The sequence below is a fragment of the Pseudoalteromonas qingdaonensis genome (assembly GCF_038739665.1).
Taxonomy (GTDB): domain Bacteria; phylum Pseudomonadota; class Gammaproteobacteria; order Enterobacterales; family Alteromonadaceae; genus Pseudoalteromonas; species Pseudoalteromonas qingdaonensis.
Map to the genome: position 1 here is coordinate 137,599 of NZ_JBCGCU010000003.1, position 23,597 is coordinate 161,195.

At 45.1% G+C, this 23,597-nt stretch carries 23 protein-coding genes and 1 other RNA gene; 13 read left to right on the top strand and 11 right to left on the bottom strand.

From position 1 onward, the window contains the following. Positions 1-11 precede the first annotated feature (11 nt). Positions 12-968, top strand: a complete 957-nt coding sequence (gene accA / locus WCN91_RS04275) for an acetyl-CoA carboxylase carboxyl transferase subunit alpha (RefSeq protein WP_342676634.1) — start codon at positions 12-14, stop codon at positions 966-968. Between the two features lie 64 nt (positions 969-1,032). Then, complete coding sequence (gene tilS / locus WCN91_RS04280; RefSeq protein ID WP_342676636.1) at positions 1,033-2,367, top strand: tRNA lysidine(34) synthetase TilS; 1,335 nt, start codon at positions 1,033-1,035, stop codon at positions 2,365-2,367. Between the two features lie 244 nt (positions 2,368-2,611). Here the strand turns inward: tilS and WCN91_RS04285 are convergent, their stop codons facing one another. Continuing rightward, positions 2,612-3,589 carry a GGDEF domain-containing protein gene (locus tag WCN91_RS04285; RefSeq protein WP_342676638.1) on the bottom strand — a complete coding sequence of 326 codons (978 nt, stop codon included), beginning with the start codon at positions 3,587-3,589 and terminating at the stop codon, positions 2,612-2,614. Between the two features lie 134 nt (positions 3,590-3,723). Here WCN91_RS04285 and WCN91_RS04290 point away from each other — a divergent pair, with 134 nt between their 5' ends. Further along, complete coding sequence (locus tag WCN91_RS04290) at positions 3,724-5,691, top strand: monovalent cation:proton antiporter family protein (RefSeq protein WP_342676640.1); 1,968 nt, start codon at positions 3,724-3,726, stop codon at positions 5,689-5,691. A gap of 7 nt (positions 5,692-5,698) precedes the next feature. Here the strand turns inward: WCN91_RS04290 and WCN91_RS04295 are convergent, their stop codons facing one another. Then, complete coding sequence (locus WCN91_RS04295) at positions 5,699-6,838, bottom strand: patatin-like phospholipase family protein (RefSeq protein ID WP_342676642.1); 1,140 nt, start codon at positions 6,836-6,838, stop codon at positions 5,699-5,701. Between the two features lie 147 nt (positions 6,839-6,985). On the opposite strand from WCN91_RS04295, the gene WCN91_RS04300 reads away from it, so the two are divergent. The 4 genes from WCN91_RS04300 to WCN91_RS04315 all read left to right on the top strand — a co-directional run bounded on the left by WCN91_RS04300 (position 6,986) and on the right by WCN91_RS04315 (position 9,921). Beyond that, positions 6,986-7,837: a DUF3014 domain-containing protein gene (locus WCN91_RS04300; RefSeq protein WP_342676644.1), complete on the top strand. Its 852-nt coding sequence runs from the start codon at positions 6,986-6,988 to the stop codon at positions 7,835-7,837. Positions 7,838-8,069: 232 nt separating this feature from the next. Continuing rightward, positions 8,070-8,166: signal recognition particle sRNA small type (gene ffs / locus WCN91_RS04305), an RNA gene on the top strand. Further along, positions 8,154-8,282 (top strand): hypothetical protein, encoded by a 129-nt coding sequence (locus WCN91_RS04310; protein WP_342676646.1) that lies wholly within the window; start codon positions 8,154-8,156, stop codon positions 8,280-8,282. The genes ffs and WCN91_RS04310 overlap by 13 nt, the downstream gene beginning before the upstream one ends. A gap of 491 nt (positions 8,283-8,773) precedes the next feature. Beyond that, positions 8,774-9,921, top strand: a protein-coding gene (locus WCN91_RS04315) for an IS3 family transposase (protein WP_342676648.1) whose coding sequence is annotated in 2 segments (ribosomal slippage) — positions 8,774-9,020 and positions 9,020-9,921 — 1,149 coding nt in all. Because the reading frame shifts where the segments join, the coding sequence is not laid out codon by codon here. A gap of 565 nt (positions 9,922-10,486) precedes the next feature. Here the strand turns inward: WCN91_RS04315 and WCN91_RS04320 are convergent. Genes WCN91_RS04320 through ohr form a run of 3 tightly spaced genes read right to left on the bottom strand, consistent with a single transcriptional unit; the run spans position 10,487 to position 12,580 of the window. Continuing rightward, the gene (locus tag WCN91_RS04320) at positions 10,487-11,143 is read right to left on the bottom strand and encodes a nitroreductase family protein (protein ID WP_342676649.1); all 657 of its coding nucleotides are present in this window, start codon (positions 11,141-11,143) and stop codon (positions 10,487-10,489) included. Positions 11,144-11,167: 24 nt separating this feature from the next. Beyond that, positions 11,168-12,097: an NADP-dependent oxidoreductase gene (locus WCN91_RS04325; RefSeq protein WP_342676651.1), complete on the bottom strand. Its 930-nt coding sequence runs from the start codon at positions 12,095-12,097 to the stop codon at positions 11,168-11,170. A 60-nt stretch (positions 12,098-12,157) separates the two neighbouring features. Next, positions 12,158-12,580: an organic hydroperoxide reductase Ohr gene (gene ohr, locus WCN91_RS04330; RefSeq protein WP_342676653.1), complete on the bottom strand. Its 423-nt coding sequence runs from the start codon at positions 12,578-12,580 to the stop codon at positions 12,158-12,160. 121 nt (positions 12,581-12,701) lie between these two features. On the opposite strand from ohr, the gene ohrR reads away from it, so the two are divergent. Continuing rightward, entirely contained in the window at positions 12,702-13,145 is a 444-nt protein-coding gene (gene ohrR, locus WCN91_RS04335; protein WP_342676655.1) for a transcriptional regulator OhrR, read from the top strand. An 86-nt stretch (positions 13,146-13,231) separates the two neighbouring features. Here the strand turns inward: ohrR and WCN91_RS04340 are convergent, their stop codons facing one another. After that, on the bottom strand, positions 13,232-14,119 hold the full coding sequence (locus WCN91_RS04340; RefSeq protein WP_342676657.1) for a LysR family transcriptional regulator: 888 nt from the start codon (positions 14,117-14,119) through the stop codon (positions 13,232-13,234). 121 nt (positions 14,120-14,240) lie between these two features. Here WCN91_RS04340 and WCN91_RS04345 point away from each other — a divergent pair, with 121 nt between their 5' ends. The 3 genes from WCN91_RS04345 (at position 14,241) to WCN91_RS04355 (ending at position 18,524) form a co-directional block, all read left to right on the top strand. Next, positions 14,241-14,732, top strand: coding sequence for a VOC family protein (locus WCN91_RS04345; RefSeq protein WP_342676659.1), 492 nt, complete (start codon positions 14,241-14,243; stop codon positions 14,730-14,732). Between the two features lie 549 nt (positions 14,733-15,281). Then, positions 15,282-15,857, top strand: a complete 576-nt coding sequence (locus tag WCN91_RS04350) for a hypothetical protein (RefSeq protein ID WP_342676661.1) — start codon at positions 15,282-15,284, stop codon at positions 15,855-15,857. 822 nt (positions 15,858-16,679) lie between these two features. After that, complete coding sequence (locus WCN91_RS04355; RefSeq protein ID WP_342676663.1) at positions 16,680-18,524, top strand: hypothetical protein; 1,845 nt, start codon at positions 16,680-16,682, stop codon at positions 18,522-18,524. Between the two features lie 304 nt (positions 18,525-18,828). Here the strand turns inward: WCN91_RS04355 and WCN91_RS04360 are convergent, their stop codons facing one another. Further along, positions 18,829-19,590, bottom strand: a complete 762-nt coding sequence (locus WCN91_RS04360) for an IS5 family transposase (protein ID WP_342676664.1) — start codon at positions 19,588-19,590, stop codon at positions 18,829-18,831. A gap of 242 nt (positions 19,591-19,832) precedes the next feature. Here WCN91_RS04360 and WCN91_RS04365 point away from each other — a divergent pair, with 242 nt between their 5' ends. Beyond that, positions 19,833-20,411, top strand: coding sequence for a GNAT family N-acetyltransferase (locus WCN91_RS04365; RefSeq protein ID WP_342676665.1), 579 nt, complete (start codon positions 19,833-19,835; stop codon positions 20,409-20,411). A 290-nt stretch (positions 20,412-20,701) separates the two neighbouring features. On the opposite strand, the gene WCN91_RS04370 is transcribed toward WCN91_RS04365, so the two are convergent. Genes WCN91_RS04370 through WCN91_RS04385 form a run of 4 tightly spaced genes read right to left on the bottom strand, consistent with a single transcriptional unit; the run spans position 20,702 to position 22,834 of the window. Further along, entirely contained in the window at positions 20,702-21,259 is a 558-nt protein-coding gene (locus WCN91_RS04370) for a carboxymuconolactone decarboxylase family protein (protein WP_105190779.1), read from the bottom strand. Positions 21,260-21,314: 55 nt separating this feature from the next. Next, on the bottom strand, positions 21,315-21,683 hold the full coding sequence (locus WCN91_RS04375) for a cupin domain-containing protein (RefSeq protein WP_105190778.1): 369 nt from the start codon (positions 21,681-21,683) through the stop codon (positions 21,315-21,317). 11 nt (positions 21,684-21,694) lie between these two features. Then, positions 21,695-22,243 carry a peroxiredoxin family protein gene (locus WCN91_RS04380; RefSeq protein WP_105190777.1) on the bottom strand — a complete coding sequence of 183 codons (549 nt, stop codon included), beginning with the start codon at positions 22,241-22,243 and terminating at the stop codon, positions 21,695-21,697. A 9-nt stretch (positions 22,244-22,252) separates the two neighbouring features. Next, positions 22,253-22,834 carry an NAD(P)H-dependent oxidoreductase gene (locus WCN91_RS04385; RefSeq protein WP_342676670.1) on the bottom strand — a complete coding sequence of 194 codons (582 nt, stop codon included), beginning with the start codon at positions 22,832-22,834 and terminating at the stop codon, positions 22,253-22,255. Positions 22,835-22,962: 128 nt separating this feature from the next. On the opposite strand from WCN91_RS04385, the gene WCN91_RS04390 reads away from it, so the two are divergent. After that, positions 22,963-23,325: a winged helix-turn-helix transcriptional regulator gene (locus tag WCN91_RS04390; protein WP_342676672.1), complete on the top strand. Its 363-nt coding sequence runs from the start codon at positions 22,963-22,965 to the stop codon at positions 23,323-23,325. The last annotated feature ends 272 nt before the right edge of the window (positions 23,326-23,597 follow it).

A 23,597-nucleotide genomic window follows, 5' to 3' on the forward strand; every position in this document is an offset into this window, starting at 1 on the left:
TTAATGAGCGCATGAGTCTCAATTATTTGGATTTCGAACTGCCAATTGCCGAATTGGAAGCGAAGATTGAAGAGCTACGCAACGTCAGTCGAGCGGGCGAGCTGGATTTAGGGCTGGAAGAAGAAGTCGGTCGCCTAAAAGAGAAAAGTGTTGAACTAACTAATAAAATCTTTTCTGAACTAGGTGCCTGGCAGGTTTCACAACTGGCTCGTCACCCACTGCGTCCTTATACACGTGATTACATCGAGCGTATTTTTACCGAGTTCGACGAACTCGCGGGCGATCGTGCATTTGCAAACGATCCTGCCATTCTTGGTGGTGTAGCACGTTTAGATGGTGAGCCGGTTATGGTTATCGGTCAGCAAAAAGGCCGTGACACAGCTGAAAAGATCAAACGTAACTTTGGCATGCCAAAGCCGGAAGGTTACCGTAAGGCCTTGCGCCTGATGGAAATGGCTGAGCGTTTTAAAATGCCAATTTTCACCTTTATCGACACTCCGGGTGCATACCCAGGTGTAGGCGCGGAAGAGCGTGGCCAAAGTGAAGCCATCGCCCGTAACCTAAAAGTAATGGCGGCGTTGAAAGTGCCAACCATCTGTACCGTGATCGGTGAAGGTGGTTCAGGTGGCGCCCTTGCCATTGGTGTGGGTGACCGCGTTAACATGTTGCAATACAGCACTTACTCGGTAATTTCTCCTGAAGGTTGTGCATCAATCCTTTGGAAGAGCGCCGAGAAAGCACCATTGGCCGCTGAAGCCATGGGTGTAACCGCAAAGCGCGTTAAAGAGTTGGATTTGATCAACAACATTATCGAAGAGCCGCTAGGCGGCGCGCACCGTAACTACGATGCCATGGCCAAGAGCCTAAAGGCACAGTTAAAGCGTGACCTGGCCGAGCTGCGTGAAAACAGCGTTGAAGAAATGCTGGACTTGCGCTACAAACGCTTAATGAGCTTCGGTTACTGTTAAGCAAAAAAGGCCGCTCAGTCGGCCTTTTTTAATGCCAGTCTAACACCGCCCAATGACCAGCCTTATGTATACACGCTTTGCCACCCAATTAGAAAACCTGCTAAACGAGCTGCCACAATGCCAAGGCTTGGCGGTTGCTTTGAGCGGCGGCCTGGACTCCATGGTCTTGCTTGAGCTTGCTCAGCGTTTTGTCAAGGACAAGGGCATGCCCTTGTGTGCCATTCATATCCACCATGGCTTAAGTGCCAATGCCGACGATTGGCAGGCCTTTAGCGCCGAGCAATGTCGGATGCGTGGTATTGTTTTTTATAGCGAGCAGGTGGTGTTATCCGAGCAAACCCGGTTGGGTATTGAAGCCAAGGCGCGTCAGGCTCGTTATCAAGCCATGGATAAGGCCTTGCCAGCGGGTTATGCACTGTTACTAGGTCAACATAGTGACGATCAGGTAGAAACCTTTTTCCTGCGCTTGAAGCGAGGTGCCGGTCTTAAAGGGCTTGGCGGCATGCAGGCGCTAAGCTACTGGCAACAACGTCCTTTACTTAGACCTTTGCTGGGCATTAGTCGCAAGCAATTACAGCAGTATGTCGAAAGTCATGGCCTTGAGCATATTCACGACGAGTCTAATGACGACAGCCGCTTCGACCGTAACTTTCTGCGTAACCAGGTCTTGCCGTTACTTAACAAACGTTTCCCCGGCTTTAGCGCCAAGGTGGCGCAAACCACAGAGCTGCTACAACAGCAGCAGCGCCTGCTTGATGAGATTGCCGCTCAAGACCTAACCCAATTGGCAGTTAATCCCCAGCAACTGAGCCTGGCGCCGTTAATGGCCTTAGGCGCGGCCCGAGCCAATAATGTGTTGCGTTACTGGCTGCAGAGCCATGATGTCGCCATGCCTTCGCAATTGCAGCTGCAAAGCCTGTGCGAGCAGTTGTTAAACGCTCGTGCCGACAGCCAGCCGAGTTTATCGCTGCGCACTCATAGTGGCGATGAGGTGAGTGTACGTCGCTTTAACGAGCAGCTGTACTTGGTTGAAAATCAAGTCGAATTATTGGCACAGCAACTAGGTTGCCCAGGTCCCCATACCCTAAAAGATGCACGTGTTTTAAGCTGTGAGCCGGGGCAGGGAGTCAGAGCGCCACACGCCGAGGAGCAAGTCTGGGTGCGCTTTGGTGTGCTTAATGCCCGCATTCGTCCACAGCACAAACCTTATGGCAATAAACTAAGTCACTGGCTCAAAGAGCTTAAGGTTCCGCCCTGGGAGCGCCAACGTATTCCACTTATTTTTTATGGCGACACCCTAGTGGCCGTGGTGGGTTACTTTTATAATTACGACTTTTTGGCACAACAAGGATTGCAATGGCAATTGAAAACAACTCTTCCCCAAAGCCCCCTCATGTAGGTTTATCTTTGGTGCAAAAAGCACCCTTGGCTACGCTAGTTACCTTGATTTTGCTGGCTGTGGTGGTCGGTGTTTATGGGCCAATGTGGTCTGTATTGGTAATTGCGCTGATTGCCGGAGTCGGTTGTGGTGTTTTATTACTCGCCTATTGGCTGGGTAAGGGCGGCATCTATTTTATTCTTGGTTTGTTGGTGCCCCTGTTGGCGGTGATCTTCACTGAGCTGCCAAGCTTTACTTCCTTGTATCAGCTTATTTTGGCGTTCTTTTGCGGCTTTTGGTTATCGCTGTGGGCGTTTATGCTCGTCAAGGGGACAGCAGATAAATCAGGGGCACCGCGATAGGTGTTACGGCCGCTGAATTTGGCCTGATACAAGGCCTTATCGGCGCGCTCGAACAAGCTCATATTCACATCCTTGGCCTGAGCAAGGGCAAAGCCTATGCTGCAGCTGACGCCGTATCGGCTCATTAACTCACTGTTGGCCACTGCTGTTTGAATACGCTTGGCCACCACAGTATTGGTGGCGTAATTATCATCATCGACAAGAATGGCAAACTCATCACCGCCAAAACGAAAAATACAGTCGGTGGTGCGCACGCTCTGGCGTAAAATAGCGGCAAATTCCTGCAGGGTTTGGTCGCCAACCTGATGACCATGGCTATCGTTTACCTGCTTAAAATTATCCAGATCCAGCAACATTAAGCTAAAGTGGCGATGCTGACGTCGGCAGAGCTCCAGCTTTTTCTCCATATGCACATTAAAGTCGCTGCGGTTATTGAGTCCGGTCAGGGGATCGCGGGTTGCCAAGCGTAACACCCGGTTATAGGTCAGGGCATTGCGCAGTGGGTAGGCCAAGATCTGGTGCCATTTTTTAATTTGGGCTTGCAGTGTGGGAGCAAAGCGGCTGTCGCTTAAATAGACCAACTGGCCTAAATGCTCACCTTCAACCTCAATATCGAAACGATTAGCCACCGTATTGGCCTGGCTGTTTGTCATTTCATTGACGCCCAGGCTGGAGTGCAACTGTAAGCCGCTAAAGTGGAAGTGTGGACGCACATACTCGGCAAAGATGTCGAGCAGGGTGACGAGCTCAAGGCTGCGCTGCAGCTCTTGTGTCAAAGCGGTGACGTTGAGAGCCAAAGCAGGGCGGAATAAATGTGCCGCTTTGGTCGCATCATGGGTCGTTGCGTTATGACCGTATGTCAAAATATGGACGTTATCCAAGCTCTACACTCCAAGACTAAATTCGTATAGAGTTTTTATGCTAAAACTGTGCCAGTAATTCAAACTAGCCATAAAACAAGCCCTTGCTATAGTTAATTATTAGTCGGTCAGGGTTTTGACGCTACGGGAGCGCCATGCAGCAGCTGTTTATAGAAGTTATTGGCTTGTTAGTCAGTGCTGTGGTGCTGGTATGGCTGTTTAAACGCTTAGGTCTGCCGGTGATACTTGCCTACCTGGTTACCGGAGTTATGGCCGGCCCCCATGGTTTTGATTGGCTTGCCAGCGGCTCGCAGATGCATGGCATTGCTGAGCTCGGCATCGTATTTCTGCTCTTTAGTTTAGGTCTTGAGTTCTCCTTTCCCCGTCTGTTGGCGATGCGCAATATCGTATTTGGCGTTGGTTTACTGCAAGTGCTGGTGACCTCGAGCGTTTTCTTTTGCTGTCTGTGGTTATTCTCTTTCGATACCCTAAGTGCCTTTGCGGTGGCAACCCTAGTAGCTTTGTCGTCTACCGCCGTGGTGGTGAAATGTCTTAAAGACAGCGGCCAGTTACAAAAGCGTCGCGGCCAGCTGGCGGTGGGTGTCTTGTTATTTCAGGACTTGGCCGTGGTGCCCTTGCTGATCGCCATCCCTTTACTGGCAAGTGATACAGAGCAATCTTTACTTTATAACCTGGCCTTTGCACTTGGCAAAGGCGCCTTGGTTTGCGCCTTGTTGTGGGCCATAGGCAAGTGGTTATTGCCACTTATCTTTAATGAAGTGGCGCGGATGCGTAACGAAGAGCTTTTTGTGCTTACCACCTTACTGGTGACCCTGTTTGCTGGGGGGTTAACCTATTGGTTTGGTTTGTCTATGGCTTTGGGAGCGTTTTTGGCCGGTATGATGCTTGGTGAGAGCCAATACCGGCATCAATTGGAAAGCGATATTCGCCCGTTCCGCGATATTTTGATGGGGCTGTTTTTTGTTACTGTGGGCATGCAGCTGAGCCTGCTTTATGTGTTCTCAAATCTGCATATAGTGCTTGCGGTGCTGGTGGCCATGATGTTGCTTAAATGGCTCATTTTGGCGCTGATAGCCCAGCTAATGGGAGAGCGTAAAAGTGATGCCTTCAGCGCCGCACTAATGCTTTGCCAAATGGGTGAATTTGGCTTTGTGCTGGTGGCTTTGGCGAAAACTCATGGCATTTTGGCCACCGAGTTAGCGTCCTTGCTTATTGCTGTGGGCGTGTTATCCATGGCCATTACCCCTTATTTTATCGACTGTGCGCCGCGCTGGGTGCACAGCTTGTTTAGCACTTCGAGTGAGTCGGATCAGATTAATTGTGTCGATGAGCGCCAGGCGCATCATGTGATCATCTGTGGTTATGGCCGGGTGGGGCAAAATATCAGCCGCTTTTTAAGCGCCGAGGCCTTGCCCTTTGTTGCCATAGACTTAGACCCTTATCTGGTGCAGCAAGGGCGTTTGGCCAATTATCCCTTGATGTTTGGCGATGTCACACAAAAGGTGATTCTCCAGCGCGCCGGCGCTGCACAGGCACGCTTGGTGGTGATCACCTTTACCGACCTTAATAAGGTGAAACTATTGACCGAAGTGATCAAGGAAGTGGCCCCCGAGGTGAATATTTTGGCGCGTATGCCGGACGATGCTCATCTTGAAGAGCTTAAAGAATGCGGTGTGTCTGAGGTGGTGCCTGAATCGCTGGAGGCGAGCCTGATGCTCTCTTCCCATGTGTTGTTTATGAGTGGTGTGCCCATGAAGCGTATTCTACGCCGGGTGAGTCAGGAGCGGGAAAATCGTTATTCCCTGTTGCATAGCTTTTATATTAGCGATGAAGCGCCACACAGAGAGCTTCACAGTGACCGTTTGGAGTATCTGCATGTGATGGCTTTAGGGGATAACGCCTATGCGGTGGGTAAAACCATTGCCGAATTAAATCTGGGCCTGCGCCGCGTGAGTCTGGCGGCCATGCGCCGCCATGGTGAGGAAATTGACGACCCCTGCGCCGATACTGTATTGCAAGGTCAGGATGTGCTGGTACTTAAAGGCAAGCCGCGCCGAGTGGAACGTGCCGAGCGTTATTTACTCAATGGCAGCGATACTTAATGTGGCACTAATCCAAACACAAAAAGTGGCGTAATTCAGGCAATTTATTAAGTCCATCCTGATAGCCAAGGTCTATCAACTGCTGGGTATAGCGTTTTTCAAACAAGAGGTAGCTGGGTAAGCTCGACTCACTGTAGCGCTTCACACCTATGCCGCGTAGCAGCAGGCGAATGGCCAAAGGCAAGTCGTCATAATATTCGCTGCTTAGGGCATTAAAGTTGTGCGAGGGGTTAATCACAAAGGTGTCGATATGTTTAAGCTCTTGGTGCTCATCACCTTCTTTTAGCAGGCTTAGGGTACGGTTGATGCGCTCAACCCTTTCTAAATCCGCCTGCAGGGTATCGGCGAATACACTGTCGAGCAGGTGGCCGGCGATATGGGACATGCCCGGATAATGCGGCGCATATTTACGGTTTTCATCTTTAGGCTCCTCAACACCGATAACAAAAATGCGCTCGGCCCCGAGGTGAATGGCACTTGAAAGCGGCGACATCTGGTGAATGGAACCATCTCCATAGTATTGCTGTCGAATTTTTACACTGGGAAATATCACAGGGATGGCACTTGATGCCATCAGGTGCTCCATATGGATGCGGGCTTTTTGCCCCTGGCGTCTTACTCTTTGCCAGGGCTCAGCGCTTTGGCTTTGAAAAAAGGTAATGGAGTCGCCACTGCTGTAGTTCGAGGCGGTGACCGCCAAAGCATCGATAATGCCACGATGAATATTACGGTCGATGCGCTCCATCGGCAGCACCTCGGTCAATAATCGCCGTAGTGGCGCATTATTTAACAGGCTACCCGGAGCATGGTTGGCGTGTCCGGAACGAAAACTGGTGAGTATGTTGCGAAGGAGGTGGCCAAACACATGGGCAAAATCACTGCGATAGACGTCCGAGGTATGAAATTGGCTCCATACCGCATCAAGCTTGCGGCTGGCCAGATGGGCGCAGGACGCCCAGCAACCCAGTGCCACGGAATTGATAGCTCCGGCAGAGGTGCCGGTGATAATACGAAATGGCAGCGGCGCGGTACGCGGCAGGCTATGGGTAAGGGCCTTTAAAACCCCGACCTGGTAGGCCGCACGAGCACCACCGCCGCTTAAAAACAGCGCCGTGCCTTTTCGACCGCAATTAGTTTGCTTTCGCATGTTATTTGCACTTAAATGGAGACCTAGCTTTAATGTAAAAGATTCTTCAGTAAAAAGAAACGTATAGGCAATTTCGATGGAGATCTTGGCAGTGCCAATAATGGTCATCGTCCTTGCTGAAACCGTGGTTATGTTAACGGAGCCCCTATGAAAGAGCAGCCCCCCGAGCAAGACACGAAAACCCCGAACAGGAATACCCTGTTATTTGCCGCCATTGTTGTTGTGGTGCTGGTAATAGTCGTGGTTATCGCCCTAAGTAAGCAGCAAGAGCCAGCCCCTGAGCCAACGCCTGTTGCCGAACCTAAAGAGGTGGTTATCGAGCCGCCAGAGCCTGAGCTTGATACCAGTGCCGAGTTAGAGCCGCAGCCGACCCCTGAGCCTGTTCAGCCAGAGCCTGAACTTGAACCGGTTGTGGAAGAGCCGCCCTTGCCAAGTTTGGATGACAGCGATACCGAGGTGAGTGAGCGGGTAGAGCAATCCTTGGCGGCCAGCAGTGCCGAGCTTTTGGTTAATGATGATTTAATCCGTCGCACCGTGGTATTTGTTAATAATCTCGCCGTCGGTCGCGTTGCCAGCAATCACTCGCCGGTAACCAAGTTGCAACAGCCGTTTACCGTTGCCGAGGGTGAGGTGTTGACCATGGACCCACAAAGTTTTAAACGCTATGACCCTTATGTAGCCATTCTTACGGCTTTGGATAGCGAGCAGCTTTTAGGTCTGTATCAGCGCTTTGAACCTTTATTTGCTGAAGCCTATGGTGAAATAGGTGAGCCGGGTACCAGCTTTGAGCAGCGCCTGGTGCAAGCCATTGACCTGTTACTGGCAACGCCGGAGATGACCACGCAAGTGCCACTGCTGCGCGATTCGGTTACTTATAAGTACGCTTATTCCGAATGGGAAAGTTTACCACCGGCGCAAAAGCAATTACTGCGCATGGGCCCGGAAAACGTGGCTAAGGTGAAAGAAGTATTACGCGAGTTGCAAACTAAACTTGAGTAAATGCCGGTGACAAGAGAGCGGGTGGCACAGCCATTCGCTTCTCGATAGCACTGAGCTGGGCTGGCCATCTGGCTGGCTCAAGAACCTAAACTCGCGGCCAAGCGATAACCAACTGTTTGTTTACTAGGCAGTTAACCTGTATTTATAAGGCAATTCACGGATTTCCCTTGAATCTCACCGTTAAAGTCGGGATAATCCCTCCTGCGCCCAAAGAGGCCCACTATGGTGGCCTTATTGGTCCTCTCGCAACACTAGCATGTGAACCTGGTCAGGCCCGGAAGGGAGCAGCCACAGCGTGTGATGTGTGTGCCGAGATGTGGCTGGTAAGGCTACCACCCAAATTCCCCCTCCTGTGTTGTTTGAAGATGAATTCCATCATCCGATCCCCAAAGTAGAAGCACCAAAAAGCACCAAAGATGAAAAAGATTTCAGTGCCTACCCGTAAGAAATACAGCAGGCAACATATGCACGGCTTAAGTACATTCGGTGGCTTAAAGAACGTTTAGTTGGGGGCTGGATTGAGAAAAATCTTGCGCCACTCATAAACGAAATGCCTAAAGTCGAAGGTACAGATAAACCTAATTGGTGTACTGCCGAGTAGGTAGCTGAAATTAGGCCAGGAAGTAATCAATCACATCATGTTACTTTAAACTGCCGAAAAGGCAGGGCTAACTATAAAACACCCCGGCAAATGCTGGGGTGTTTTCTTTTATTCGGAACGGTAATCTGAGGTATATCTACCCGTATTGAGTCAGGTTAGGAACTTTCTTATGAATAGTGTTCAAATACTTGGATTGAAACGCTCTCTTACGCAATATAGAGTTCCATAGAAACTTGATTGGTGTCTACTAGGTTCCCTTAATTTAAAAGTGAATCGCCACTCATTTCCTAGATACCTCTTAGTTAGATAAACTAACTAAAAATACAGAGGTGTTTATGAGCGGAAAACGCTACCCAGAAGAATTCAAAATTGAAGCGGTGAAACAAGTAGTTGATCGCGGCCATTCAATATCTGACGTTGCTAAACGATTAGATGTGACGTCACATAGCCTTTATGCTTGGGTCAAAAAATATGGACCTGACTCTAAACAGCACAACGAATTGAGCGATGCTCAAGCTGAAATTAGAAGGCTACAGAAAGAGTTAAAGCGGACAACAGAAGAGCGTGACTTATTGAAAAAAGCCGCGGCATACTTCGCAAAGCAGTCCGACTGAGGTATGCCTTTATCAAAGAAAACTCGGACAGTTGGCCTGTTCGTTGGCTCTGTAAAATGTTCGATGTTCATCCGAGTGGATATTACGCATGGAACAAGCAACCTCAATCAAAACGAGCCAAAGCCAATCAACGGCTTACAGGATTGATTAAACAGTTCTGGCTGGAGTCAGGTGGCGTTTACGGCTACCGAAAGGTTCATTCTGACTTACGTGATGTTGGTGAAAAATGTGGTGTTAATCGCGTCTATCGGTTGATGAGAGATGAAGGACTAAAAGCCCAGGTCGGATACCGAAAGCCTCGTCATCGTGGCGGTGATAGTCACATTGTCGTGCCAAATCGATTACAGCGCCAATTTAACCCTGAGTCGCCAGACGAGTCATGGGTGACAGACATTACTCATATCCGAACTCATGAGGGTTGGCTTTATTTAGCTGTGGTGGTCGACTTGTTCTCACGCAAAGTCATTGGTTGGTCGATGCAATCACGGATCACTAAGGAAATAGTGTTAGACGCGCTACTTATGGCTGTTTGGCGACGTAACCCTAAGAAAATGGTGACAGTTCACTCAGACCAAGGTAGTCAATACACAAGCCATGATTGGCAGCACTTCCTTAAAGTTAATGGACTTGAAGGCAGCATGAGCAGACGAGGTAATTGCCATGATAATGCGGTTGCCGAAAGCTTTTTCCAGTTGTTAAAGCGCGAACGAGTTAAGCGAAAAGTATATTCGACAAGGGATGATGCCAAGAGCGACATTTTCGATTATATAGAGATGTTTTATAACATTAAACGCAAACATGGTTCCAATGATCTACTTTCACCAGTAGAGTATGAAAAGCGATATCAAGAACGGCTGAGAGGTGTCTAGTTTATTGGTGTCGATTCACTTTCATATAGCTATATAAACAGTGGTACTGTAATAACAAATGCAAATCTAGAGTCGACAAGCCAGTATCTTGAGTTTTTCTTAAATTATTCGTTTTAAAAAGTAGTTATCAATACCCGCAAATACAAAGTGTTCGTGAACGTTAAGGTGTGACCCAAGAGGAAGTCACCGGCATCGGCAAATGTCATTCTGCAACTATACAGAATTACTAAGTATGGATAGCCACAGACTGCTGTGGGAGAGGAATAAAGTGTCATACTAAGTATTAAAGTTTCATACTGACACAGTGATTGGTGGCTGGTTTGACAGTCAGCTCAGTGCCACTTTGAGTCGTTCAGTTAGTTTTACATACAACTAATAAAACCAAAACAACGGACGTTCTAGTCAACTCATTATTGCCCCATTCCGAGCTAACGTAAATACTCTAATGGCGGTTATGAGCGATTAGCATACTTAGAAATAATCTCTTAATTTTCAGTGAGAACTATTGAACAGTTTTCGCCAAAACATTGATCATTAGTTGCTTGCCATATACACAGTTAGAAAACTACAACACTGTTAAAATAGTCTTTAGCGGTAAACGCGACTTTGGTAAAGCAGTATTATAGTCTTCATCCTGATGGTGGTAACCTATGGCAAGAGCGACATCACATTGGTAGCCATCAAGTTCCTGCTGAAACTCTTTGCTGATAAGCTCGGAATCTACACCTTCCATTGTTGTTGAATCAATCCCCAAGCGAGCTAAAACATGGAGTGTATTACCAAGAGCGAGGTAAGTTTGAGCTTTCGTCCACGCTGAAGTGTCACCATTTTCCAATGTATTTAACGCCGCAAAAGAAAAACCTCCAAAAGCCAGCTCTCTGTTTTCTGGCGCTGTTCGGCCATCAGCAATACCTTGATCAACAACCTGTGCGTAATCATCCCTTGTATAGCGAGGGTTATGCGCAAACAAAATGATATGAGAAGCTTCTTTTATGTGTCTCTGGTTAAATTGATGTTTATTAATAAAGGTATTATGCATTCTCTCTTTTGCTGCATCACTTTCAATAACGATGAACTTCCAGGGTTGGGAATTGATAGATGAAGGTGATAATTGGATTGCGCGGTATAATGTTTCCAACTCATCTTTAGGTATACGTTTACTAGAATCATAGCGCTTTGCTGTATAGCGCTGTTCTAAATCAGAAATAATGTCATTTTTCATGATACTCATCCTGCGATAATCTTTTTAGCTGACGTCGATAACGATCTTGCCGCGAGTACGGCCTGATTCGCTTTGTTGATGTGCTTCTGCAATCTTTTCTAATGGGAAGCGATGCTCAATCAATGGTCGAAGTTGATCAGATTCGACCAGCTTATTGAGCTCAGTCAGTATACGGCTACTTGGTTCAATGAAGACGAATGCGGCTTGTACGTTGTGCTGTTTTGCTGTTTCTTCACTTGGTGGTTCAACAACAGAAACCATCATACCTTCTGGCTTAAGCAGAGACCAAGACGATTGTTGTATCCCTCCCCCCATGGTATCAAGTACTAAATCTACCGGTGAAATTTGCTCAGCTAAAGGTGCTTTTGCGTAATCAATCGCTTCATCAGCACCTAACTGCGTCAGTAGTTCTAGATTAGTTGAAGATGCCGTTGCAACGACGATAGCGCCTTTTGCTTTTGCTATTTGAATGGCTAGGTGGCCGACACCACCTGCACCTGCATGGATAAGCACGCGCTGACCCGGCTGAATATCAGCGACATCCACAAGACACTGCCACGCGGTAATGCCTGCTAATGGCAGCGTTGCAGCTTGTGCGAAATCAAGTTTAGTTGATTTCAATACGGCTTCATCTGCTTTTACAGCGATGTAATCGGCATAACTGCCATTACGCGCTATATTGGGTCGGCTAAATACCTCATCACCCACTGAGAATTGATCAACGTTTTCACCCACTTGGGTTACGATTCCAGCCAGGTCCCAGCCTAGGGTGACAGGCAAGTCGTATGGAATGAAATCTTTTAAATAGCCCTCACGGATTTTCCAGTCAACAGGATTTACTGCAGCGGCCTTTACTTGAATAAGAATATCGTCCGCATTGATTGTCGGCTTATCGATCTGCTCTAACGTTAATCTGTCAAGGCCGCCATATTGGTGAAGTCTTACTGCACGCATGAATTATCCTCGTGTTTATTTACGTATTTGTGGCGATTTCGCCTAGCTTTTATCTTGGGACTAAAGCGCTTGTCCGTTAACCGACAGTTTCACATCAATATTGCCGCGAACCGCATTTGAGTATGGGCAGACTTGGTGAGCCGTTTTCACAAGCATAACGGCTTGTTCTTGTTCTAAATCTAGTTCAATTGATAAAGAAACAGTCAAAGCAAAACCGCCGCTTTCATTTGGGCCAATACCGACGATTGCGGTTGTTGGTGCCGATGCGATTTTAATTTTCATCTCTTTGGCTACATGAAGTAGAGCATTTGAGAAACACGCCGAATAGCCAGCAGCAAACAGTTGTTCAGGGTTCGTTGCAGCACCTGAACCTCCCATTTCTTTGGGGTAGCTCAATGCAACTGAGAGTAAATTATCATCAGTAGAAACGTGGCCATTTCGACCCGCAGTAGCGGTTGCAGAAGTTGTGTATAGTGTAGTCATTGTACTTTTCCTGAATTAAGGTTGTGCAAAACAATATTGTGCACAATTGAATTTGAAGTTAGCTTACTTGATAAAAATAAAGCGCGCAAGTATATTGCGCGCAATTTAATTGATTGGTGAGATGACCATGACTAAACAGGATGAATATCTACAGTTAGATAATCAGGTGTGTTTCGCGCTTTATAGTGCTTCGAATGCAATGGGGAGAGCGTACCAACCTTTACTGAAAGCGCTTGATCTTACCTATTTGCAATATATTGTGATGATGGTGCTATGGGAGCAAAAAGAGATAAATGTAAAAGCGTTGGGAGCTAAAACACATTTGGATTCAGGCACGTTGACACCACTGCTTAAGCGTTTGGAAACGAAAGGTTACGTGCTACGAGCCCGTAGCATTGAAGATGAGCGAATTCGGGTTATCACATTAACATCTGCTGGGATTAAATTAAAAGAACAGGCGCAAAAAGTGCCAGTAGAAATGCTTTGTCTCTCCAAGATGAATATAGAAGAACTTACATCATTAAAGACACTGTGTGAGCAGTTGCTTGGTAATTTAACGAAATAAATTATGGGGTGATGAAGTTTGAATTGTTCAGCAGTAGAAGCAACTGAACCAACTGAACCAACTTTGGCTGAGAGCGAGTAGCAGACCTAAGCCCATGTCTGCCGAATGATTGAATTAAAGGCGTTATAACGAGCGGGTAATGCTCTGTTTTTTTTACAGACCAAATATAAACTTTCCATTACGGGCTGTTTAGGCTTCAAAACCTTTAAACGTTCAGGGCTATGAAAGCTGTCAACGGCACTTTTTGGTAATACGGTAAAGCCAATACCTTGAGCGATTGGCTCTAAGATTTGGCTAATTTGGTTAATTGAACCGATGACAGGAATTTTGCTAACATCAAGTTGCGTTAATTCTTGTTCTTTTGATTGCTTAAAATACAAGGACAAATAATGCTCTGCATCGGGATGATTGATTAGCCCTAAATCTAAAAGTAATTGCTCCCAGCTATTATTAGCATTAGCCTTTAGGGGTAAAATCAAGCACAGCTCTTCTTGACCAAGTTCTTCAAAATCAAAGAAACTTTCATTGGGTATATCGGTCACAATTCCCTGGTCAATATGCCCGTTTTTAATGTCAGCCAAAATTTGATGATTTGGCGCTGCTTTAATATTAATGTGAATGTTGGGGTGTCGATTTTGAAGTTGTAATAACTTTGGGTAAAGCAATAATGCCACTGAACCAGAGCATGCTAAGGTGCATTCTCCTGATAAAGGGTCGTCAAAGCTTAGTTGCTCAAAGAGAAACTTTTCATCCCTTATTAAGGCTTTTGCATGGTTGTACACCAATCGACCTTGCTCAGTAATTGCAAATGATTTCTTCTCTCTTTTAATTAAATTATACCCGCACGCCTCTTCGAGTTTGTTGATATGCTGGCTAACTCCGGGTTGAGTCATATGAAGCTTTTCTGCGGTTTGTGTAAAGTGCCCTGTATCAACAAGGGTAATAAATGTTTCTAACCAAACTGGATTTAACACAAATCACTCCATAACAAAGAATTATTAAAATAATAATAATTGATAATTTCATATAATCAAATGCCAGCTATAGAATTCACTTACCAAATCGAAAGGTTATTGAAAAAGTTTGGAGAAAATTATGAAAATGAATCATGTTGGTATTATGGTTGGCGATATGGACAAAGCGGTTGAGTTCTATACAAAAGCGCTAGGTCTTAGAGTTGTAATGAATAACACCAAGGTTATAGAAGAGCGAGAATCAGCAATCGGTCGCATGTGTATTGCGGTATTCGGTGAAGGCTTCAAAGGTTTCAATATAGCTCACTTAGTAACTACTGATGGGATCGGTGTTGAGTTGTTTGAAATGAATGACCGTGAAGAGCGTCACAACGTTGATTTCTCGCGCCTTGGTATCTTCCATTTCTGTTTACAGTTGCCAAAGGAGCAGTTTGATACAGCGATTAAACGTGTTGAAGAGTATGGTGGCAAAGTTCGCATGGATATCCACCGTTACCATCCTGAAGATGAACTAAAGCAAGCGCAAATGGTTTATCTAGAAGACCCATTTGGCAACCTATTTGAGTTTTATTCCCACTCTTATGAAGATACTTACGCTTCAGACTACGAATAAGATAAAGGGGTAGAAAATTTTTCTACCCCTTGCTTGTTGTTTTTGGCGAGGTGTATCTCCACATTCGGGGCATGCAAACTGGAGAGGTTGAACATCTCGGTTGGAAAAGCCAATACGGCAATCAATCAAAGTTTCGCAGGTGTCGCATTTATAGCGTGTACAAACATTCATCGGTAAAGCCCTAATTTTATGTTTTAGTTCAATATTTCCCAGTTGTACAAACAGTGTCAAGCTATGATTGAAGCAGTACAATGTAAATTACTTAACGTATATGTGCGAAAAAGCCCTCCTAAGAGGTCTAACTTCCAGATAAACGTTACCAATTGTAGTGAATATGTGAGTAAGGTAATTAGCTAAATTCTAATTTAGTAATTAACTCGTTTATGTCCAATCCACGTTTAGAGCAATGTAACGTAACTTCAATGCTGGTAAGTACTTCCTAAATTTGCTATCAATGGTCTAAGGACAAAAACGAGACAGGTTGCGGCAGAAAAACGACCCAATCGCTCGATATTAAATTGTTAGTGTTCAACGGTGAAGGAATCGAGTTTGGCGCATTATTATAAATTTTTCGGAAACCTTGTTGACTTGGATTGCATAATCCAAGACCTCAAATTGGTTTTAGCTAAAACTGAAGATATTGATTTTCCAGAGCATGAAAACGGACTTATAGCTGACATTTTTCCTGATATCACTCGAAAAAGCTTTATTGTTTCATTGCTTATTACTTTAGACGAGCAGTTTAAGGTTTACTGTGGAATTCTTAAAGAAACCACAGGGCAAACACTAAAGTGGAATGAACTTAAAGGTTCGGCTTTAGAGCGATTTATAACTTATTCAACAAAGGTCTGTGGTTTTGCCACTGTCAGTGATAACTCATCAAAGCAATTACTTACTGGTTTAATCGAAGTGAGAAACTGTATTGTCCACAATAGTTCATGCCTAGACGGTTTTGGGAAAAGAAAAGTTATTGAGTCATTTGCAGCTCAAGTCGATGGTGTCACTATTGAAGATGACATTGTTTATTTAAACGTAGAAGGCTGTATCAATTGTGCAGACTTAGTTTTTGATTTTATGTCTAAAGCATATAATGTAGCTTTAGAGCAGTTTCCAAAAGAACACTAACAAGTCATTAAAGCAGGAAAATTTACAGTTGGCTGTTTTCACTGCGCTCAACATTTTAGCCAACTATAAATTTCCTCTTAATGAGGCGTTACCGAATAAATACTCTAACGTGTTTTTGTCCAAAAATGAGTTGGTGTGAACGTCTGATTGTTTAATTAGTTGTATGACGCATTAGCCGAACGACTGAAAATGCACAAAAGGGACATGCGAGGGTCAATATTAGGAAATTAAGGAACTTTTTGTCATCTTTTACTTCAAATTTATGTCAGCTTATACTTCCATAACATCTATATAGAGCTGAGAAGTAGGGAGTGTACTATGTCAACTTATACTTCAAACGACAACTTTTCAGTAAAAATTAACCTTAAGTGTTAAACCTCTGCGATTTGCTTAGTCAATTTCTTCGCGCTTTTTAGTTAAGACCACTCTAAATCTGATTGTAGATTGCTTGCGTTTCTATATTCCTTGCATGTTAGCGAATACCTGCCTAGCCAATGAAGGATAATGTTACCTGGCTGAATATTAAAAAACTTAAATAGGATATGGGTGAGCTAAAAATTAAAAAAGTGGGTTGGCTTTTTGAGCAAAAAGCCCTCCTTGTTTTAGGAGCAAGAGCACTAAACGTACACTTTTATAAAAGCGACAGAGTTAGCCGAAAGGTTATTTCAATCGAATAAGATAATAGAGTGGATATTAGGGATAAGTCATCAAAGAGCACTAGTTGATGTTTTGTGTATCAATTACTTGTAACAACCTCAGATCGAGGTCTATGTTTAGTATCAGCTTTGCCAAGTAAAAGTGTATAAATAACAAGGATGTTCTATGAGACTCTCTAGCGTTTTATCTTTAGTAAACCAAGTTGAAAAATCAAAGTTCATTAACGCGATTGACCGAATCTGCGGTGATGCTGTTAGGCATGATAAAAAGATTGAAGCTCAGTTAAACAAGCTGGATGGACAAATTAAAAATGCTTCTAGTACCGATATAACCCAATTATTCAAAATTATCCTTCCTTACTTCGAGAAAGCTGTGAGAGAGCAGCTTGCTATGTTAGGAGCTCAAGCAACTCTCTTGACTAATATACTAAGTCGAGATGGAAACAGTATTGCCAGAGCAACCTGGGTAGAGTCACTATATTCAAAAGAGTGGGATGTTATTAACCGCCGCGCGAAAGAGTTACAAGCAGAGATTGAGGAAGTTAGTGATGATGAGTCATTTGGTAATAGTAAGCGGTTAGGTATTTACTTCGCGTGCTTTAGTGAAGCGCACTCGAATGACCAAAGAATAAATCGAGAGGCGAAAATTACCGATGATGAGCGCGGTATTTTAAATGTTTTAGCGAAGCAGCTAGACGTAACTGCTGACGATCAAGCTGGAATTGAGCACCTGGTAGACAAAATCCCTAAGAACGGCGTGCAAGACGCCTTAAATGAGCTTAGAGAAATAGGCTTGGTATTTATCAGCAGGAAAAGGCAAACCGTATATGTTCCTGATGAAATTGTTAGCTTATTGCACCGCATACAAGGCAAAGAGCTTGCTGATAAACATCTTTTAAGAATTCTTCGAACGTTCAGCGATGCTGAGTTGTCGAACATCCTCAAGAACCACAGGAAGAAAATTCGCGGTGTGGAGCGAAAAGAAAAAGTCTCGAACATCATGAAACTGGGTGTCCCAGTGACTCAAATTTTACAGCGTGATTTATTTAACGATGAAGTGACAATCAACGAGCGCAAAGACAGGCTAAAAGGGCTTATTCAGGATTTAGAGTTAGACTTGGATAAGCTTGGAGCCACTCTCGAAGAAAGAACCGAAATTATATTAAACTCACTTAATAACTGCGCAGAGAGTGAGTTTAATGTGCTCAGCGCAACTGGGTTTAAGGAGCTTTTTTCAGCACTTCAAAACCATTTTCCGATGCTTTCAAAAGTACTCAAGCACGAGTTTGAGCTAGAAGAACAAGAAGAGTTAGACGTTGAAAAGCTACGAGCGCTCAGCATCACACCTTATGACATTCTATATATGCTCACGAATGAAGAAGTAAAAAGCGTTGTCGACAGCATGGGAATCAAGAAGCGCGGCAATTTGCGCCTTAATATTTTAAATAGTTTTGCAGATGCTACAGACAAACTCATAGATAACTACGGTGCGCTAGCTCGCAGGGATTTAGCATCCTTAAAGAATAGTAATATTGACATCGCAGAATCAGAAATAGGAGTTAAGTTTGAAGAGGTGACCAAAGCCATCTTTGAGCAATTGGGGCTTGCAGTTGATGAAGATTTAAGAAGAGCCGTAAACACCTCAAAAGATAAAGCGGACGTTCTGATTTCGTTGAGTGAAGACGACGTCATCGTAGGTGAGGCTAAAACGTGTAAAAATGGAGACTTCGCCAAGTACTCAACAACTTCTAGACAAGTAAAGGCGTATGCAAATCGTTGTGAGTCAGCAGGAAAGCGCGTCGCACAGGTATTAATCGTTGCTCCAACATTCTCAGATGACTTTGTAGAAAGCGCAGAAATGGATACGGAAGTAAATATATCCCTTTTAGAGGCTGAGGGCCTGAAACGAATTTTAGATGCTTACAAGTCGAGAAGAAACCCTAAATTTTCAGCAAAACTCTTTACCAAAGGTGGCTTGTTGAAATCAGACTTGATTGCCAAGAACATTTAAATTACTAAGTTTCGTTCTATAAAGCTAAGCCCGCACTGAGCGGGCTTTTTAGTTGTCAGTCTTAAACCACCTCTTATGGAGGTAGTGAGCGTCCGAGTGGACTGTATGTAAACCTCCCCTAAGAAGGCTCATGCTAGAAACGGGGCTTTTTGTCTAGTGAGTTACTGACAACTTTAGTAACAGCTCAATGCTGGTCAGTGCTTGCTCAATCTGCTATCAATGATCAAAGAACTAAAATAAGAAGGGGGTTCACGGGCAAATAGCGGGTGCTAGGGCCTGTTGATCTTTGCTGTACATATTTCACTCAGCAATACATCGGCAGCCACATCATTGAAAATGCCAGCGACACCATACTGGCATAATTTCTCGCGAGCTTTTCATATCTAGTTGATATTGAACGATAATGTTTTATTCGTGCGAATGCATTTTCAACTAAGTGCCTATATTTATAAAGACACCAATCGACACTGTCTTTGTCTATATCTTGGCCATAATTTCGTTTGGGTATGACAGAAGCGCCTCCTTTGGCTTCAATATATTTTCTCAATGCATCACTATCGTACCCTTTGTCGCCCACGAAAATGTTTACTTCCTTTAGATGGTCAACCAAACTTTGAGCCCGAGCTATGTCATGTCTCTGGCCTTCTGATAGTTCAAAATAAATGGGAAGCCCACCACTATCCACGGCTAAATGGATTTTTGTGGAGTTACCACCTCGGCTCTTTCCAATGCACTCATTATCCGCAGTAGCCGCACCGGTGCTATGCTGATGAGCTTTGACAATCGAGCCATCTGCAAAGACCCAGTCGTAATCAGATAGTTTGGCTAACTCATTGAATAACATATTCAATAAACCTTTCTTCGACCACAAATTGAAGCGGCGATAAACGGCGCTCCAACTGCCAAATTCTGTGGGTAAATCACGCCACGGAATTCCTGTTCTCAGCCGAAAGAGTATCCCTTCAAACGTCATTCTGTGTTCTGGTTTATTGTAAATGCGGCCTGTGCTCTTCATTAGTTGAAGTAGCTTTTGCCACCGCTTATCAGTTAGCATTAGTCTCGGCATGGTATTGAGTTGTTTTTTTACTTTTGGCGAAGCAAATTATAACCCTTTACCATGCCGCTCAAAAACTAGTCACGAAAGATCAACACGCCTTAGTCATTAATTGAAAATTTAGAGCGACGGCTTCAGCATGTCTAACGAGCCGCTAACGCAACAAGGACTTGTTTAGGGCTTGCTCGACCTCCTTAGTCGCATTATTAGCAAGCCTAAACTTGCCGTTTAGCACGGCGCTGTGAGTACTGCATATGAGTATAGATTTCCGACCGCTGTCAAAATATGACCTTAACTATTCGAATGTTATCGAGTTATATAAAGAGGCTTTTCCAGGAGTTCGACGCGTTCCATCATGTATTCTTCGATACATAATGAGAAAAGGTAAGGCGGGTTTTTTCGTTCTATACCAGTATGACTCCTGGATTGGCCTTATTTACCTTACAGAATATAAAGACATTGTATTTGTTCATTTCTTTGCCATATCGCAAGCGCGCCGCTCAGGTGGTTATGGCAGCAAGGTTATGGAGTCATTGAAAGCAATGTATTCCCAAAAACGAATTGTACTGAATATTGAAGAACTTAACGAACAAGCAGAAAACTACCTGCAGAGGCTGAAACGAAAGGCCTTTTATGAAAAAAATGGATTTGTTTCCTCGGGGTATATTGTCAAAGAGCCAGGTGAACGACTGGAGATGATGATATTTGGTGGCAATGTTACTAAAGAAGAAGTTCAGGCAATGTACAAAAGTTTGTTTGGACGTATGCTTGGCTCCTTTATTCGACCAGACGTCATCGAAATAGATAAAAAATTGGCTGCAGACCGATGCTAAGTCAGGGCTCAGGTTGAATAAGCGTCTTGAATTCACAACGCCCAATGCTAAGGCCATCAGTATCAGTTAAAAGAAGAAAGGGAATTACCGTCGGCTTATGCGTGCAACCTTACTCGAATAAGATCTAAGGTTAATTACAGACATCTTTTGTAAAAACCAATAAATGATGGGGCGCGAAAAAGGATATGAATTGTCCAGAGTGTGATTAATTTGCGCCCCTATCGCCAAACTATTTATGTGGCATGGTGATTATTGGATTAAGAAAGGGTCGATAACATGATGAAGACCTCCTACCGCAAGGACGGATGTGTCCAGCTAAAGGGTTTCATCGGTTCATCAACCTCTGTGTGGGCCAGGGCGTTGGTAAAGTTAGAAATAAGCTTGGCCGCCAGCCCGGTTAGTACTTCCAGTGCCTGACGCTTGGTATATCCGGCGCTAAGGAACTGGGCCAACCTTTCATCGCCGATATGGCCGTTGCTATCCAAGAGCGCTTTGGTAAAATCGCGAAGGGCCTGTAACCTTGCATCGGGCAGGGGCGTTCCCTCTCTGAGCGCTTCTACCACATCATCAGGCATTTGGGCCGATTTCATCATCCAGGTATGGCCCGGTACGCAATAGTGGCAGTTATTCTCGAAGTTGGCGGTCATAAAGACCACCTGCTGCTCCAGCGGTGACAGGCTGCTTGCTTGCATAAACGATGAAAAAGTCTCGTTATAGGCCCTGTAAGTGATCGGCGCTTCCGCCAGCACCTTATGCAAATTAGGTAGCATACCGAAGCTGGCCAGGGATTCTTGCATCAGGGGCTTAGACTCTTCGGGAGCCGTATCCGGTTCGTAATAGGTAAACATCTTCTCTCCTCAATCAGTTGATATCGTCTTTAAGTAGTTTTTGGTCAGGGGCATATCATTTTCGCTCAACGATAATAGCCATGATGGTAGTCTCACCGAGATTAAATACTTGGTGCTCCCATTGGTCGTGCCACATGGTGTGGCCATCGGGAATCTCAAGCGCAAGCTGCTTGCCGTCCGCAGTTTTTATACGGGCTTTACCGCCGCGCTCGAAATACACCGTCTCGGCGTTGTGCTTGTGCCAAAGGTCGTGCTCACCCGGGCGTAAGGTCATGCGTAAAACCAGTACTTGGTCGTTGTCCAGCAAGACCTCGTACTTATCCGGCGAGGCGATGTGTGCGTGTTCTGCCTCTTTGCCAAGGGCGTACGATGAACACATCAAAGCGCTCACCAAGCCCAGCATAAGTAGTTTTCCTGTGTTCATAATTTTTCCTGTTATCTGTGCATGCCTCGGATTGGGTAGTTATTTTGCGGATCGCGGATCCATTTGAGCCCGCTTACCAGAGCCGATAGCTCGGGCCTGACAAAGGGGTTATTAGAAATATCCACCACCTGAATTTTTCCCTCTGCATTGATGACAAACAGCGCTGGCTCGGCAAACGAATGATCCGTCTCCTGCGGTGAACGGGGATCTGAAATATATACACCGAGTTCTTCCATCTGCTCTAGGGTCAGGCCATAGGCAAGGGGGAAAGAGACATCCAGCTGGACCAGGTGATCCTGTAATTGCGCTTTGCTGTCGCCGGATACGGCGATGATATCGACACCCGTATTGAGTAGCTCATCTTTAAACTGCTCCAGGTTATTCAGGTAGCGAGTACAAAGAGGGCAGTGGCGGCCGCGGTAAACAACCACCAGTTGCCAGTCGGCTTCGTTTGCCGGTTTGCCAAGAGTTACCTGTTTGCCGTCTAAAAGCGTAGCGGACATGGTTGGAAACCCGCTGCCAGGATGTAGTTTATTGGTATAGATAGATTCGCCAGACATAATGACTCCTTAAAAGTGGCTGTTCAGATGGTTTTCAAAGCGCGTGAAATCACTTTCGACATCGGCATTCTTCATTACATCGAAGCAGGCAAAGGTCGGCATCGGCGTCATACCGAAGAACTTGAAGTTCATGTGCATAGGGAAAAGCAGATCATCGATGCTTTTGCCGTCGAAAAACTCGCTAGTGTTATCAAAGGACTCTGCCGGGGCGTTGAAGGTTAACGACATCATGTACTTGGTATCGCTTAAGGTCCCCCCTCTGCCGTAGTTGGCCTTGGGGTTACTTTCGTGGCGACCATCACCGTTACATAAGGCGCCGCCCATGCCCGCGGTGTAAATTTCATCCATATACTTTTTGAAAGACCAAGGGACCCCCATCCAGTTGATTGGCGTTTGCAGCAAGATGAAATCTGCCCATTGGTGATTTTCCAGCTCTTTCTCTACGTCGAATTCTTGTTCCATGGTGACGACACGTGTTTGATAGCCTTTACCCTCAAGCTGGGTAATGGCCTTATCCACCAGGGCCGCGTTTAGCTTGCCTTCAGAAAAGGGGTAGTATTGGTGCGCGTTAATGATTAAGACATTTTTCATAGGTATCACTCCAGGAGTTGATTTGGACTAAGGTGTTCATATCAATGTATGTGGTTTATAATAGTTACCTGTGAACTAGATTCAATTAGTATACTTTTGGTAACCACCCTGGAAGCAGAGGAATTATTTTGGAAAGTGTCGTAAAAACAGATAGTAAAGGACGAAAAAAAGTTTTAAATGCCTGTATGGAACCCTGCTCCATTGAAAAAGGGATGCGGCTGATCGGGGGCAAGTGGACGGGCTCGATTATTTATCATCTGAAGGATGAACCGGTACGATTCAATGATTTAACCCGGATGCTCGGCGGTGCCAGTAAGAAAATAATCGATCAGCGGCTCAAGGAGCTCGAAGCCCAGGGCATGGTATTACGCAAGGTTATCAATACGCGTCCGATAGCGGTGACCTACGAGTTGACCGAGTTCGGCCGTTCAGCATTGCACATATTAGACGAGCTGCGCATCTGGTCAGAATCCAACGATATATCGGCTTAAATAGATTACGAGCAATTCTCTGAAAGGGAAAAAGCCATACGAGCGATGACACTTTTGACCACGGCTTAAAGCATATGAACTGTTTATCACTTTAAGCAGTTTTTGCTCTTCTTTGGCTAGCATCTTCTTCTGCTTGCAACTAGCTATACAAGAATGAAGTCTAGGGTGAGTTACCAGCATCTCTCCTAAAACATTCTTAAAAATATTTTCACCCCTTTTTATACCCCCATGCGTTTTCTTAGTAAGCACCTTACTTGTCAGGGTGTCAGTTT

What these genes read in the sequence shown, in the direction of transcription:
- WCN91_RS04385 (WP_342676670.1), bottom strand. Translation starts at nt 22,834, where the DNA reads ATGAAAAATGTCTTAATCATTAACGCGCACCAATACTACCCCTTTTCT.
- WCN91_RS04320 (WP_342676649.1), bottom strand. Translation starts at nt 11,143, where the DNA reads ATGAAAAATGACATTATTTCTGATTTAGAACAGCGCTATACAGCAAAG.
- WCN91_RS04290 (WP_342676640.1), top strand. Translation starts at nt 3,724, where the DNA reads ATGCAGCAGCTGTTTATAGAAGTTATTGGCTTGTTAGTCAGTGCTGTG.
- WCN91_RS04360 (WP_342676664.1), bottom strand. Translation starts at nt 19,590, where the DNA reads ATGCCGAGACTAATGCTAACTGATAAGCGGTGGCAAAAGCTACTTCAA.
- ohr (WP_342676653.1), bottom strand. Translation starts at nt 12,580, where the DNA reads ATGACTACACTATACACAACTTCTGCAACCGCTACTGCGGGTCGAAAT.
- WCN91_RS04300 (WP_342676644.1), top strand. Translation starts at nt 6,986, where the DNA reads ATGAAAGAGCAGCCCCCCGAGCAAGACACGAAAACCCCGAACAGGAAT.
- accA (WP_342676634.1), top strand. Translation starts at nt 12, where the DNA reads ATGAGTCTCAATTATTTGGATTTCGAACTGCCAATTGCCGAATTGGAA.
- WCN91_RS04345 (WP_342676659.1), top strand. Translation starts at nt 14,241, where the DNA reads ATGAAAATGAATCATGTTGGTATTATGGTTGGCGATATGGACAAAGCG.
- ohrR (WP_342676655.1), top strand. Translation starts at nt 12,702, where the DNA reads ATGACCATGACTAAACAGGATGAATATCTACAGTTAGATAATCAGGTG.
- WCN91_RS04355 (WP_342676663.1), top strand. Translation starts at nt 16,680, where the DNA reads ATGAGACTCTCTAGCGTTTTATCTTTAGTAAACCAAGTTGAAAAATCA.
- WCN91_RS04375 (WP_105190778.1), bottom strand. Translation starts at nt 21,683, where the DNA reads ATGAACACAGGAAAACTACTTATGCTGGGCTTGGTGAGCGCTTTGATG.
- WCN91_RS04295 (WP_342676642.1), bottom strand. Translation starts at nt 6,838, where the DNA reads ATGCGAAAGCAAACTAATTGCGGTCGAAAAGGCACGGCGCTGTTTTTA.
- WCN91_RS04370 (WP_105190779.1), bottom strand. Translation starts at nt 21,259, where the DNA reads ATGTTTACCTATTACGAACCGGATACGGCTCCCGAAGAGTCTAAGCCC.
- WCN91_RS04380 (WP_105190777.1), bottom strand. Translation starts at nt 22,243, where the DNA reads ATGTCTGGCGAATCTATCTATACCAATAAACTACATCCTGGCAGCGGG.
- WCN91_RS04365 (WP_342676665.1), top strand. Translation starts at nt 19,833, where the DNA reads ATGAGTATAGATTTCCGACCGCTGTCAAAATATGACCTTAACTATTCG.
- WCN91_RS04325 (WP_342676651.1), bottom strand. Translation starts at nt 12,097, where the DNA reads ATGCGTGCAGTAAGACTTCACCAATATGGCGGCCTTGACAGATTAACG.
- tilS (WP_342676636.1), top strand. Translation starts at nt 1,033, where the DNA reads ATGTATACACGCTTTGCCACCCAATTAGAAAACCTGCTAAACGAGCTG.